This window comes from Pseudomonas sp. Fl4BN1 (genome assembly GCF_009908285.1).
GTDB lineage: Bacteria > Pseudomonadota > Gammaproteobacteria > Pseudomonadales > Pseudomonadaceae > Aquipseudomonas.
This window is the reverse complement of the sequence record NZ_JAAARM010000009.1, coordinates 190,418-203,885: the sequence shown is the minus strand read 5'-3', so window position 1 is coordinate 203,885 and position 13,468 is coordinate 190,418. Positions and strand designations below refer to the sequence as shown.

10 protein-coding genes are annotated in these 13,468 nt (G+C 61.7%); 5 read left to right on the top strand and 5 right to left on the bottom strand.

The window, feature by feature from the left end; all coding sequences use genetic code 11:
- Window positions 1–203 precede the first annotated feature (203 nt).
- Together oadA and GV818_RS13135 are read right to left on the bottom strand one after the other, a co-directional pair.
- Entirely contained in the window at window positions 204–2,012 is a 1,809-nt protein-coding gene (oadA, locus tag GV818_RS13140; protein ID WP_161776738.1) for a sodium-extruding oxaloacetate decarboxylase subunit alpha, read from the bottom strand.
- A gap of 11 nt (window positions 2,013–2,023) precedes the next feature.
- On the bottom strand, window positions 2,024–3,439 hold the full coding sequence (locus tag GV818_RS13135) for an acetyl-CoA carboxylase biotin carboxylase subunit (protein ID WP_161752668.1): 1,416 nt from the start codon (window positions 3,437–3,439) through the stop codon (window positions 2,024–2,026).
- Between the two features lie 190 nt (window positions 3,440–3,629).
- Here GV818_RS13135 and GV818_RS13130 point away from each other — a divergent pair, with 190 nt between their 5' ends.
- Window positions 3,630–4,592: a LysR family transcriptional regulator gene (locus GV818_RS13130; RefSeq protein ID WP_161752666.1), complete on the top strand. Its 963-nt coding sequence runs from the start codon at window positions 3,630–3,632 to the stop codon at window positions 4,590–4,592.
- Here the strand turns inward: GV818_RS13130 and GV818_RS34430 are convergent.
- From GV818_RS34430 to GV818_RS13115, 3 genes are all read right to left on the bottom strand, one after another.
- The gene (locus tag GV818_RS34430) at window positions 4,534–4,746 is read right to left on the bottom strand and encodes a PA3496 family putative envelope integrity protein (protein WP_161752664.1); all 213 of its coding nucleotides are present in this window, start codon (window positions 4,744–4,746) and stop codon (window positions 4,534–4,536) included. The genes GV818_RS13130 and GV818_RS34430 overlap by 59 nt on opposite strands.
- Window positions 4,747–4,977: 231 nt before the next feature.
- Window positions 4,978–5,844 (bottom strand): transcriptional regulator HexR, encoded by an 867-nt coding sequence (gene hexR, locus GV818_RS13120; RefSeq protein WP_161752658.1) that lies wholly within the window; start codon window positions 5,842–5,844, stop codon window positions 4,978–4,980.
- Window positions 5,845–6,010: 166 nt separating this feature from the next.
- The gene (locus GV818_RS13115; RefSeq protein WP_161776737.1) at window positions 6,011–8,875 is read right to left on the bottom strand and encodes an EAL domain-containing protein; all 2,865 of its coding nucleotides are present in this window, start codon (window positions 8,873–8,875) and stop codon (window positions 6,011–6,013) included.
- 246 nt (window positions 8,876–9,121) lie between these two features.
- Here GV818_RS13115 and uvrD point away from each other — a divergent pair, with 246 nt between their 5' ends.
- The 4 genes from uvrD to GV818_RS13095 all read left to right on the top strand — a co-directional run bounded on the left by uvrD (window position 9,122) and on the right by GV818_RS13095 (window position 13,468).
- The gene (gene uvrD, locus GV818_RS13110) at window positions 9,122–11,305 is read left to right on the top strand and encodes a DNA helicase II (RefSeq protein ID WP_161752653.1); all 2,184 of its coding nucleotides are present in this window, start codon (window positions 9,122–9,124) and stop codon (window positions 11,303–11,305) included.
- 120 nt (window positions 11,306–11,425) lie between these two features.
- A complete protein-coding gene (locus GV818_RS13105; RefSeq protein ID WP_161752651.1) occupies window positions 11,426–11,866 on the top strand; it encodes an EamA family transporter in 441 nt (146 codons plus the stop codon).
- Between the two features lie 182 nt (window positions 11,867–12,048).
- Window positions 12,049–12,924 (top strand): Tim44 domain-containing protein, encoded by an 876-nt coding sequence (locus tag GV818_RS13100; RefSeq protein ID WP_161752649.1) that lies wholly within the window; start codon window positions 12,049–12,051, stop codon window positions 12,922–12,924.
- Window positions 12,925–13,060: 136 nt separating this feature from the next.
- On the top strand, window positions 13,061–13,468 hold the full coding sequence (locus tag GV818_RS13095) for an SMI1/KNR4 family protein (RefSeq protein ID WP_011064330.1): 408 nt from the start codon (window positions 13,061–13,063) through the stop codon (window positions 13,466–13,468).

The window sequence follows — 13,468 nt, the reverse complement described above, 5'->3', positions numbered from 1 at the left end:
TTGATGCGCTTCAATAGACGTTCCGCCTCAATCATGCGCGCATTATATTGCAGTTTTTCCAAGCCACTGAACCAGTAAGTGCATTTAATTACATTTCAAGAAACTATCCTTCTCAAAAAATGCATTAAATGACACTTCAGAAAAGCAAAAAAAGGGGAGCCGTAGCTCCCCCGAGGTAAACAGTTGCAGATAAAGGCCTGAACTCAGCCCTCGATCTCGATCAGGATCTCGCCCGGGTTGACCCGGTCGCCCTTGGCCACGTGGATAGCCACGACCTTGCCGGCAATTGCCGCCTGGACTTCGGTCTCCATCTTCATGGCTTCGGTGATCAGTACGGCCTGGCCGGCCTTGACCACATCACCTTCCTTGACCAGCACATCAACAATGTTGCCCGGCATGGTGGTGCTGACATGGCCCGGCGCGCTGGCCTGCTTGCGCTTGCTGGTGCCGCCGCCAACGAACTCGTTGAGCGGTTCGAACACCACTTCTTCCGGCATGCCATCAATGGACAGGTAGAAGTGACGCTTGCCTTCGGCCTTGACCCCGACACCGGTGATGTCGACGCGATAGGTCTCGCCGTGGACGTCGATGACGAACTCGGTGGGCACGCCTTCACCGCCCGGCTTGCTGACGCCACCGGCTTCAGGGATCGGCAGCAGCACTTCCGGAACCAGGGTGCCGGCCTCACGCTCTTCGAGGAACTTGCGCCCGATGTCCGGGAACATGGCGTAGGTCAGCACGTCTTCTTCGGAATGGGCCAGGCCGCCGATTTCACCGCGCAACTTGGTCATTTCCGGCTTCAGCAGATCGGCTGGACGTACGTCTATCACCTCTTCGCTGCCGATGGCCTGGCGCCGCAGGTGCTCGTCCACCTGGCCCGGCGCCTTGCCGTAGCCACCTTGCAGGTAGAGCTTCACTTCGTTGGTGATGGTCTTGTAACGCTCGCCGGCCAGCACGTTGAAGAACGCCTGGGTGCCGACGATCTGTGAGGTCGGGGTGACCAGCGGCGGGTAGCCCAGGTCGTGACGGACCCGTGGGATCTCGGCCAGCACTTCGCCCATGCGGTTCAGCGCGCCCTGCTCTTTCAACTGGTTGGCCAGGTTGGAAATCATCCCGCCCGGCACCTGGTTGACCTGTACCCGGGTGTCCACGGCGGTGAATTCGCTTTCGAACTGGTGGTACTTCTTGCGCACGGCGTAGAAGTACAAACCGATCTCCTGCAGCAGCTCCAGATCCAGGCCGGTGTCGAACTCGCTGCCTTTAAGGGCGGCGACCATCGACTCGGTGCCCGGGTGGCTGGTGCCCCAGGCGAAGCTGGAGATGGCGGTGTCGATATGGTCGGCGCCGTTCTCGATGGCCTTGAGCTGGCACATCGCGGCCAGGCCGGCGGTGTCGTGGGAGTGAATGAACACCGGCAGCGACAGCTCGGCCTTCAGCGCCTTGACCAGCTCACCGGTGGCGTAAGGGGTCAACAGGCCAGCCATGTCCTTGATCGCGATGGAGTCGCAACCCATGGCCTCCATCTGCTTGCCCTGGGCCACGAAGGCCTCGATGGTGTGCACCGGGCTGGTGGTGTAGGCGATGGTGCCCTGGGCATGTTTGCCGGCGGCTTTCACCGCCTCGATGGCCACCCGCAGGTTACGCACGTCGTTCATCGCGTCGAAGATGCGGAACACGTCGATGCCGTTGACCGCCGCCTTGGCCACGAAAGCCCTGACCACGTCGTCGCTGTAGTGGCGATAGCCCAGGAGGTTCTGGCCGCGCAGGAGCATCTGCAAACGGGTGTTGGGCAACGCGGCGCGCAGTTTGCGCAGGCGCTCCCAAGGGTCTTCCTTGAGAAAGCGCACGCAGGCGTCGAAGGTCGCGCCGCCCCAGACTTCCAGGGACCAGTAGCCGACTTTGTCGAGCTTGTCGCAGATCGGCAGCATGTCTTCGGTGCGCATGCGGGTCGCCAGCAGCGATTGGTGAGCGTCACGCAGGATGGTGTCGGTAACAAAGATCTTCTTGGACATGAATGTATTCCTCACAGGCCTGCGTGGGCGGCAATGGCGGCGGCGATGGCCAGGGCCAGCTCTTCGGGTTTGCGCTTGATCGAGTAGTTGGTCAGTTCCGGGTGGCTCTCAACGAAGCTGGTGTTGAACTGACCGCTACGGAATTCCGGGTTGCGCAGGATTTCCTGGTAATAGGCGGCGGTGGTCTTGACCCCTTGCAGGCGCATGTCGTCCAGGGCGCGCAGGCCACGGTCCATGGCTTCTTCCCAGGTCAGGGCCCAGACCACCAGCTTCAGGCACATGGAGTCGTAGAACGGCGGAATGGTGTAGCCGGTGTAGATCGCCGTGTCGGTACGCACACCAGGACCGCCGGGCGCGTAGTAGCGAGTGATCTTGCCGAAGCTGGGCAGGAAGTTGTTCTTCGGGTCCTCGGCATTGATCCGGAACTGCAGGGCGAACCCTCGGTGCTGGATGTCTTCCTGTTTCACCGACAGGGGCAGGCCCGAAGCGATGCGGATCTGCTCGCGGACGATATCGATGCCGGTGATTTCCTCGGTGATGGTGTGTTCCACCTGCACCCGAGTGTTCATCTCCATGAAGTACACCTCGCCCTCGGCGAGCAGGAACTCCACGGTGCCGGCGTTTTCGTAACCCACGGCCTTGGCTGCGCGCACGGACAGGTCGCCGATGTAGGCGCGCTGCTCCGGGGTCAGTTGCGGGCTTGGGGCAATCTCGATGAGCTTCTGGTTGCGGCGCTGGATCGAGCAGTCGCGTTCGAACAGGTGCACCACGTTGCCAAAGCTGTCACCGAGGATCTGCGCCTCGATGTGCTTGGGATTGACGATGCATTTTTCCAGGAACACTTCCGCCGAACCAAAGGCCTTGGTCGCTTCGGAAATCACCCGGGGGAAGGCTTGTTCGAGTTCTTCGCGGCTGTTGCAACGGCGGATACCGCGGCCGCCACCACCGGAGGTGGCCTTGAGCATCACCGGGTAGCCGATGCGGTCACCTTCGAGCAGGGCTTCGGCGATGTCCGCCACGTTGCCCTCGGTGCCCGGGGTCACCGGCACGCCGGCCTTGATCATGCTGCGGCGGGCTTCGGTCTTGTCGCCCATGCGACGAATCACTTCCGCCGATGGACCGATGAACTTGATTCCACGTTCGGCGCAGATGTCCGCCAGTTCAGCGTTTTCCGAAAGGAAACCGTAGCCGGGGTGCAAGGCATCACAGCCGGTTTCCACCGCCAGGTTCACCAGTTTGCGTGGGTTCAGGTAGCCGGCCAGCGGCTCGGCGCCAATGCTGTGGGCCTCATCCGCACGCTTTACATGCAAGGCATGGCGATCGGCGTCGGAGAAGATCGCCACCGAACGGATGCCCATCTCGGCGCAGGCACGCACGATTCGTACGGCAATCTCACCACGGTTGGCGATCAGGATTTTTTTTATCACTTGGAGGTTCCCTTGAGCCGTTGGAACAAACGACCCGCTAGACCGAGTCGGCGCGTGACCAAATGTTTCAGATCAGTCGCAGCGACACACTAGCTCTGCAGAGGGATTAACAAAAATCAATAATTATTGGGTTGGCCATAAGTAAAGACTTATAGTCACCGCACCAGCCCTTGGCGCGAGCACTCAAAGAATGCGTAAGTCCTTGATGAGACTGACATTACGTCAGTTGCAGGTGTTCAATGAAGTCTGCGATCTACGCTCCTACAGCCGCGCCGCCGATGAGATGAATCTTACCCAGCCTGCGGTTAGCCTGCAGATTCGTCAGCTGGAGGAGCTGATTGGCCAGCCGTTGTTCGATTACGTCGGCAAGAAGCTCTACATGACCGAAGCCGCCGAAGCCCTGCAACGGGCCAGCCGGGACATCTTCGGGCGCCTGGAGAACCTCGACATGCAACTCTCCGACATGCAGGGCTCGCTGCAGGGCCAGCTCAAGCTGGCGGTGGAATCCAGCGCCAAGTACTTCGTCCCGCATCTGTTCGCGGCCTTCAAGCGCCAGCACCCGGAAGTCCATCTACAGCTGACCGTGGTCAACCGGGCCCAGGTGATCCGTCGCCTCTCGGACAACCGCGACGACCTGGTGATCATGTCCATGGTGCCCCAGGACATGGAGCTGGAATTCCTGCCGTTTCTCAACAATCCGATCGTCGCGGTGGCCCCGCCGGATCATCCCTTGAGCCATATGGGCCCGCTGCGCCTGCAGGACCTGGAGCCTTATACCCTGGTGCTGCGCGAGCAGGGTTCCGGCACCCGCCTGGCCTGTGAGGAGTACTTCAAGGAGAAGCGCGTGCACTTCACCCAGATCCTCGAAGTGTCGTCGGCCGAGGCCCAGCGTGAGTGTGTGCGGGCAGGTCTGGGCGTGGCCTTGCTGACGCGCCATGCCCTGAACCTTGAGTTGGCGACCGGCGGCCTGATCGAGTTGCCGGTCGAAGAGCTGCCATTGCTGCGCAGCTGGTGCCTGGTGCAGGCCAAAGCCAAACGCCTATCACCGGTAGCGCATGCGTTCCTGGGATTCATCCGCAGCGAACGGGTGCAGATCAGCGGGCTGGTTGAGCGCTTCGACGGGAAGCTGCGGGTGCAGCCTGCCAGTAGTTGACGGCCTCAAGCTCGGGGTAATCATTGATTTCCTGCTGCAATTGACGCAGCTCGGAGCGGTGTTCGATCGCACGACGAAACTCCATGCGACGGTGGTCTTCCTGCTGACGACGAGTCTTGACTGCGCTGTTGCTGTCTTCGTAAGGCCGGGCCATTTCAGGTCTCCCAATGCGAGTACGGAAGCTTCACGATGGAGGACGGCGGTTACGATTTGGCGGCGGGCGGGTTACAGGACGATGAACATTCACCTGGCAACCACCGCCCTGGGCGATGGTTGGCTTGCGTAGGAGCCGGCTTGCCGGCGAAAGCGTCCGTCAGGGCAATGCACAACCCGGCCCCCCTCGCCAGCAAGCGCAACACCGCCCGAACGCCCCTAGCAGGAAGACTCAGTCGTCCAGGGCTTTCACCGACTTGGGCGACAGGCGCAGGCTGCGAAGGCTGCGCTTGACGCTCTTGAGGTGGTTGACCAGGCTCGGACCGCGGGCCATGGCCACGCCCATCGCCAACACGTCGATCACCACCAAGTGGGCGATACGCGAGGTCAGCGGGGTGTAGATCTCGGTGTCTTCATGCACGTCGATGGCCAGGTTGACCGTGGACAGTTCGGCCAACGGTGTCTGGCTCGGGCACAAGGTAATCAGCGAAGCGCCACTTTCACGCACCAGGTTGGCGGTGATCAGCAGGTCCTTGGAACGTCCGGACTGGGAAATGCAGATGGCCACATCGGTGGGTTTCAAGGTCACCGCCGACATCGCCTGCATGTGCGGGTCGGAATAGGCCGCCGCAGTGAGCAGCAGGCGGAAGAACTTGTGCTGGGCATCCGCCGCCACCGCACCCGAGGCCCCGAAGCCATAGAACTCTACGCGCTGGGCCTGGGACATGGCGGTCACCGCCTGCTGCAGCGCCACCGGATCGAGCTTCTCGCGAACCTCCATCAGGGTGTGCAGGGTGGTGTCGAAGATCTTCAGGCTGTAGTCGGCGACGGAATCGTCTTCATGAATCGCGAACTGGCCGAAGCTGGCCCCGGCCGCGAGGCTCTGCGCCAGCTTGAGCTTCAGGTCCTGGAACCCCGAACAACCGATGGCGCGGCAGAAGCGCACGATGGTCGGCTCGCTGATGCCCACGTTGTGGGCCAGGTCCGCCATGGAGCTGTGCATCACGGCCGCAGGATCAAGGAGCACGTGATCGGCGACCTTGAGCTCCGATTTGCGTAACAAATGACGTGACTGGGCGATGTGCTGCAACAGGTTCAAAGGGCTGGACTCATTGTTATTGGCTGACGCCGGGGATGTAGCGAGCTTGTAGTTATACTACATGAATGGTCTTTTTGCCTGCTCAATGCATCAAGAAAGTACCTGCCTGCCCCCATTTTCAGCGAGGTACGACTTATGTAGCCGTTGTGGCAGGCAGCGCCAACCGCTACCGGGTCTGAGCCTGCAGCAACAGCGCGAGGCCTTCGGCATTCACCGGGCGACTGATCAGGTAACCCTGTACTTCGTCACAGTGCTCAGCACGCAAGAAGGTCAGCTGGCCAGGATCCTCAACCCCCTCGGCCACCACTTTCAACGACAGGCCGTGAGCCATGGCGATGATCGCCCGGGTGATCGCCGCATCCTCGCCGCCTTCGGCCAGCCCACGAATGAAGGCCTGGTCGATCTTCACGTAGTCCACCGGAATCCGCTTGAGGTAGCTCAGTGACGAGTAGCCCGTGCCGAAGTCGTCAATGGCCAGCTTCACCCCCAGGTCACGCAGTTGCTTGAAGGTCGCGATGATGTGCTCGACGCTGTCCAGCAACTGGCTTTCGGTCAGTTCCAGTTCGAGAAAATGCGGCGCCAGGCCGGTTTCTTCCAACACCTGGCGCACCAGGCTGACCAGCTTGCCCTGGCGCAACTGATACACCGACAGATTGACCGAAACACGAATCGGCTCCAGGCCCTGGCGCTGCCATTCACAGGCTTGCCAGCAGGCCTGGCGCAATACGAACTCACCGATGGGACCGATCAGCCCGGTCTCTTCCGCCAGGCCGATAAAGTCCCCCGGCGGCACCCGCCCCATGGTCGGATGATCCCAGCGCACCAGGGCTTCTGCGGCATTCAAGCGGCCCGTGGCCAAGCACAGTTTGGGCTGGTAGAAGACCATCAACTGGTCTTCTTCGATGGCCTTGCGCAGCTGGTTTTCCAGTTGCAGGCGCTCCAGGGTGCTGGCCTGCAGGCTCTCGGTATAGAACTGGAAGTTGTTGCCGCCCAGGTGCTTGGCGTGGGCCATGGCCATGTTTGCCTGGCTCACCAGGGCTGCAATCTCCCGGGCACTGTCCGGCAGCATGCTGATGCCCATGGAAGCGCTGACCACCAACTCATGGCCATCGACCGTGATCGGCAGGCGTAGCTTGCTCAGCAGCCGGGTGGCGACCCTGGTCAGGCTGGAGAGGCTGCCATAGGCATCGAATAGCACGGCGAATTCATCCCCGGACAAACGGGCAATGGTGTCGGCTTCCGGCAAGGCATTGACCAGTCGCCGGGCCATCTTCTGCAGCAGCAGGTCGGCCACTTCATGGCCGAGGCTGTCGTTGAGCAACTTGAAGCGATCCAGGTTGATGTGCAGCAAGGCCAGGCTGCGACCGCCCTGGCGCACCCGCTGATGGGCCTCGCGCAGGCGTTCGCGAAACAGTGAGCGGTTGGCCAGCCCGGTGAGCTCGTCGTAATGCGTGAGGTAGCGCATGCGCTCCTCGGATTCGCGCCGGGCCGAAAGATCGGCGAAGAAGCCCACGATATGTCGGACTTTTCCCCGTTTGTCCCGCACTACGTTCAGTTGCAGCCATTGCGGGTAGAGCTCGCCATTCTTGCGCGCTTCCACCAACTCGCCCTGCCAGCTGCCGTGCTGCTCCAGGGCCTGATGAATCAACGGATAATGCCGACGGGCGTCGCGACTGCAGGACAACTCCACCACGTTGCGCCCCAGCATGTCCTCGATCTGGAAGCCGGTGACCTGGCTAAAGGCCTGATTGACGGCGATCAGGGCGTAATCGGGGTCGAGGATGACAATGCCTTCACTGGCCGCCTCGAACACCGTCGCCGCCAGGTTGCGCTGCACTTCTTGTTCCTTGTCGATGCTGATGTCGCGCCGCGTGCCGACCATGCGCAGCACCCGCCCACTGGGGCTGCGCTCCACCGCCCGGCCACGGTCCTCGATCCACACCCAATGGCCGGCGCCGTGGCGCACCCGGTATTCCACCTGGTAATCCTCGCTGCGGCCCTTCAGGTGCTCCACCAGGGCACGCTTGAGCAGAGGCAGGTCCTCGGGGTGCAGGCGCGGCTTGAGATGGCTGAGCATCGCCGTGACACCCTCCGGCTCCAGGCCGAACAGCTCCTTGAGCTGAGTGTGATGGACCTCGTCGGTCTGCAGGTTCCAGTCCCACAGCCCCAGCTCGCTGGCCTTCAGGGCCAGGGCCAGGCGCGCCTCGCTCTTGCTCAGGGCCTGGTTGGCCGCGTCCAGCTCCAGGCTGCGCTGGGCCACGCGCTGCTCCAGCTCGGCCTGGGCCTCACGCAATTGCTCCTCGGCCCGCCGACGCTGCTCGACCTCCCGGGCCAGTTCGCGGTTGAGGTGGCCGCTGCGGCTCTGGGCGTCCTGCAGGTGTTCAATCAGGGCCTGGTTCTGAAAGCGCCGCAACAAGCCACGCTGGAGCAAGCGGTTGACCTGCCAGGCCACCACACTCAGCGATACCAGGAGAATCAGCCCCAGCCAGCCCCAGCCACGCTGCAGGTCATCGCCGCCCCAGAACAGATAGGCAATCGCCGGCAACAGGCAAGGCAGGGTGAACGATAGGAAAGCCTGCAGGCTGACGGCATAGGCCACGCTGGCGGAAAGAATCGCCGCGCCGATCAGGCCGAATACCCAGGCCTGCTGCAGGAAGCTGTCGGTAGGCACCAGGGCAATCCCGGCGCAGGCCAAGGTCAGGCCGCTGACCGCTGACCCCAAGAGAAACATGCGTTGCCAGATAGCCTGCGCCTGGCGACTGGGAATCGCTGAATCGAAGGCCGCCACCTGGATCACCCGCAAGGCCACCAGGGCCAGCAGCCAGACCATCCACACGCTGAGCAACAAATAGCGCTCAGGGCTCCAGAGCAACCAGGTACACACCAGGCCGTTGAGCAACATGAACAAGGTAGGCAGCAAGGAGCCCTGATACAGCAGGCGCGTACGCTCCACTGCCATCTCGACGGCGTAATGCTGGCGGATAACCCGCGGCTCCACGAAGGGGCCGAACAGGTCGGGGTTAAGTGTCATAGGCAGTGTTCTTATAATGGTTGAGCCCGAAACGTCGCCGGAGCATACACAAGCAAACGCCCGAGCCAAACTGCTCCAGGTCATAAAATCGATAAAACCAAACCGCTGCAATCCGTCCCGAAAGTGTCCAGGCGAGACGCGCCAATGGCTGCAGCCCATGACCAACCAGTCGTCCTCAAGGGTTGTTTTATCGGCTAATGCGAAGCCGGGTTTGCCCGGGGTGGCGCAGCCCCCTAGAATGCGCCGATGCGCGATGATCTCTCCCTCCTGTTGAACTCCCTCAACGATGCCCAACGCCAGGCCGTAGCCGCCTCCGTGGGTCGTCAGTTGGTCCTGGCCGGTGCTGGCTCCGGCAAAACCCGAGTGCTGGTGCACCGTATCGCCTGGTTGATCCAGGTCGAGAACGCCTCGCCCCACTCCGTCCTGTCGGTGACGTTCACCAACAAGGCCGCCGCCGAGATGCGCCACCGCATCGAGCAGCTGATGGGCATCAACCCGGCCGGCATGTGGGTGGGCACCTTCCACGGTCTGGCGCACCGCCTGCTACGGGCTCACTGGCAAGAAGCCGGGCTGAGCCAGACCTTCCAGATCCTCGACAGCGACGACCAGCAACGTCTGGTCAAGCGAGTGATCCGCGACCTGGGCCTGGACGAGCAGCGCTGGCCGGTACGTCAGGCCCAGTGGTTCATCAACGGGCAAAAAGACGAAGGCTTGCGTCCACAACACATTCAAGCCAGCGGCGACCTGTTCCTGGCCACCATGCGCAGCATTTATGAGGCCTACGAGGCCGCGTGCCAGCGCGCCGGGGTCATCGATTTCTCCGAACTGCTGCTGCGCGCCCTGGACCTGTGGCGCGATCACCCGGGACTGCTGGCGCACTATCAAAAGCGCTTCCGTCATGTGCTGGTGGACGAGTTCCAGGACACCAACGCCGTGCAATACGCCTGGTTGCGCCTGTTGGCCAAGGGCGGCGACAGCCTGATGGTGGTGGGCGACGACGACCAGTCGATCTACGGCTGGCGCGGGGCGAAGATCGAGAACATCCATCAGTACTCCGCCGACTTTCCGGACGCCGAGACGATCCGCCTGGAGCAGAACTACCGCTCCACCGCTGGCATCCTCAAGGCCGCCAACGCCCTGATCGCCAACAACACCGGGCGCCTGGGCAAGGAATTGTGGACCGATGGCGGCGAAGGCGAAGCGATCAACCTGTACGCAGCCTTCAACGAACACGATGAAGCGCGCTATGTGGTGGAGACCATCGAGAGCGCGTTGAAGACCGGCATGGCCCGCAGCGACATTGCCATTCTCTACCGCTCCAACGCCCAATCCCGGGTGCTGGAGGAAGCCCTGCTGCGGGAACGAATTCCGTACCGCATCTATGGCGGCCAGCGCTTCTTCGAACGGGCCGAAATCAAGAACGCCATGGCTTACCTGCGCCTTCTGGAAGGCCGGGGCAACGACGCGGCCCTGGAGCGGGTGATCAACGTTCCGGCCCGGGGTATCGGCGAGAAAACCGTCGAAGCCATTCGTGAGCATGCACGCCACAGCGATGTATCGATGTGGCAAGCCCTGCGCCAGCTGGTGGCCAATAAAGGCCTGACCGGTCGTGCGGCCGGCGCCCTCGGGGCCTTTATCGAGCTGATCGAGAACCTCGCTGCCAAGACCCTGGAAATGCCCCTGCACCTGATGACCCAGACGGTGATCGAGCAGTCCGGGCTGATCGCTTATCACCAGGCGGAAAAAGGCGAGAAAGGCCAGGCCCGGGTGGAAAACCTTGAGGAACTGGTCAGCGCCGCACGTAACTTCGAGACCACCGAAGAAGACCAGGAACTGACCCCCCTGGCGGCCTTCCTCGGCCATGCCTCGCTGGAAGCCGGCGATACCCAGGCCGACGAACACGAAGACAGCATTCAGCTGATGACCCTGCACAGCGCCAAGGGCCTGGAATTTCCCTACGTGTTCCTGGTGGGCATGGAAGAAGGTCTGTTCCCTCACAAGATGAGCCTGGAAGAACCCGGCCGCCTTGAGGAAGAACGCCGCCTGGCCTATGTCGGCATTACCCGGGCGATGCAGAACCTGGTGATGACCTATGCGGAAACCCGTCGTCTGTACGGCAGCGAAACCTACAACAAGGTCTCGCGCTTCGTACGCGAAGTGCCCAAGGGGCTGATTCAGGAAGTGCGTTTGTCCAACAGCGTCAGCCGACCTTTCGGCGGCGGCCAGTCACAAAGCACCAGCAGCCTGTTCGGCGGCACCGAGATTCCTGATACCGGCTTGAGCCTGGGTCAGACGGTGCGGCATTCGGTATTCGGCGATGGCGTGATCCTCAATTTCGAAGGTGCCGGCGCCCAGGCCCGGGTCCAGGTGAATTTCAGCGAAGGCAGCAAATGGCTGATGCTCGGCTATGCCAAGCTGGAAGCCATCTAACCTCCCACGGTTGGCTTGTGTAGGAGCTGGCTTGCCAGCGAATCTCACTGGCGAAGATCGGCTCAAGGGCCTCTTCGCCGACAAGCCGGCTCCTGCAGGGCAAACAATGGAAGCGCGAACATGGGTTCAGGCTTTTTTTCCTCGTGGACATTCTGGGCCCTGTTGTCGGCGACTTTTGCTGCTTTGACCGCGATCTTCGCGAAAATCGGCATCGAAAACGTCAATTCCGACTTCGCCACCCTGTTGCGCACCGTCGTGGTACTGGTGAGCCTGGCCTTGATTTTGTACGCAACGGGCCAATATCAGTCCCTGGGATCGATTTCCCCCAAGAGCTACCTGTTCCTGCTGCTGTCCGGGCTGGCGACAGGCGCTTCCTGGCTGTGCTATTTCCGCGCCCTGAAACTCGGCCCCGCTTCGCTGGTAGCGCCGGTGGACAAACTCAGCGTGGTATTCGTCGCGATCATCGGCGTGGCACTGCTGGGGGAAAAACTCGATCTGCGGCAATGGGGTGGAATCGGTCTGATCTCCGCCGGTGTGGTGCTACTGGCACTGCGCCGCTGAACGGCCAATGGGCTGGAACCAAAGCCGCGTCCTTATGGACCTGAAGCCGATCGGCGAGCATGATTGCCGACAGCGCTGAACCAAGCCTGTCAGGCAAAAGCCCGAAACATTATGCCGCTCGCCACTGACACTTCACCTGTGCAATATGGCGCGCGTGCCATCCACAAATGGGAACCCCCTTTATGAAACGTTTTCTTAGCATCGCCATGGCGCTGTGCATCGGCCTGACGATGAGCCTCGACGCCAACGCCAAGCGCTTCGGTGGCGGCAAAAGCGTCGGCGCTGCCCCGACCCACCAAACTCGCCAGGCGGCACCCACCGCTCCGGGCGCTCCCGCCGCGGCAGCAACAGCTGGCGCAGCCGGTGCCGCGGGCGCCGCAGCCAAAGCCGGCGGTGCTTCGCGCTGGCTCGGCCCTCTGGCCGGCATCGCGGCCGGTGGCCTGCTGGCCTCCATGTTCATGGGCGGCGGCTTCCAGGGCATGCAGATCTTCGACATCCTGATCATGGCGGTCATCGCCTTTGTGATCTTCCGCTTTATCGCCGCTCGTCGTCGCAAGCAGCAGGAGCAATACGCTCCCGCGGGCCACGCGCCAATGCAGCGTGAAGCCTTCGAACCTCAGCAACCTGCTGGCGGCTCGATCTTCGGTGGTTCGGCAGCACCTGCCGCGCGCCCGGTGATCAACGCTCCGGCGTGGTTCAACGAAGCGAATTTCGTTGAAGCTGCGCGCAACCATTTCCAATCCCTGCAGCAACACTGGGACGCCAATGAAATGGACAAGATCGCCGAGTTCGTCACCCCGCAGATGCTGCAATTCCTGAAACAGGAACGTGCTGATCTGGGCGACAACTTCCAGTCGACCTACATCGACAACCTGCAAGTGCAGCTTGAAGGTGTGGATGACCGTGCCGACAAGACCATCGCCACCCTGACCTTCAGTGGTGTGTCGAAGAGTTCGCGCTTCGACCAGGGCGAAGTGTTCAGCGAGAGCTGGAACATGGAACGCGCCCAGGGCGATAACCAGCCATGGCTGGTAGCAGGTATCCGCCAGAACGGCTGATTCATTCTGCTGTCACAGCTGTAAGGCAAAACCCCGACTCAGGTCGGGGTTTTGCATTTCACGATTGCACTTATAGCAAGCTACTGTATAAACCGCCGTCAAATAACCGCGCCATAGAGCTAAGAGGACCCAGGCCGTGGAAGAAGTCATCGAACAACTCCGAGAAGCCAACGAACCGGTACCCGTCCCCCTGGAACTGCCGGACGAAGACCAACTGGTGGAAATTGAAGAACAGCTGTTCATCAATATCCCATTCGTCTTCAAAGAGTTCCTGTTGACGGTCAGTGATGTGGTTTACGGCAGCCTGGAACCGGTCACCGTCACCGATCCGCAATCCCATACCTACCTGCCGGAAGTGGCTGCGACCGCCTGGGACATGGGCGTGCCTCGCGAGCTGATCCCGATCTGCCAGGACGGTGACGACTACTACTGCGTCGAAGAAGACGGCACCGTGGTGCTGTGGTCCGGCGAAGAAGAGCTGATCACCGAAGAGTCCTGGGAGTCGGTATGGCACTGGGCGCGGGACGTCTGGCTGGAAAGCTGA

Bases quoted from the DNA above. Each gene is read 5' to 3' on its own strand.
- oadA (WP_161776738.1), bottom strand. From the start codon at position 2,012: ATGTCCAAGAAGATCTTTGTTACCGACACCATCCTGCGTGACGCTCAC.
- GV818_RS13130 (WP_161752666.1), top strand. From the start codon at position 3,630: ATGCGTAAGTCCTTGATGAGACTGACATTACGTCAGTTGCAGGTGTTC.
- GV818_RS34430 (WP_161752664.1), bottom strand. From the start codon at position 4,746: ATGGCCCGGCCTTACGAAGACAGCAACAGCGCAGTCAAGACTCGTCGT.
- GV818_RS13115 (WP_161776737.1), bottom strand. From the start codon at position 8,875: ATGACACTTAACCCCGACCTGTTCGGCCCCTTCGTGGAGCCGCGGGTT.
- uvrD (WP_161752653.1), top strand. From the start codon at position 9,122: ATGCGCGATGATCTCTCCCTCCTGTTGAACTCCCTCAACGATGCCCAA.
- GV818_RS13105 (WP_161752651.1), top strand. From the start codon at position 11,426: ATGGGTTCAGGCTTTTTTTCCTCGTGGACATTCTGGGCCCTGTTGTCG.
- GV818_RS13100 (WP_161752649.1), top strand. From the start codon at position 12,049: ATGAAACGTTTTCTTAGCATCGCCATGGCGCTGTGCATCGGCCTGACG.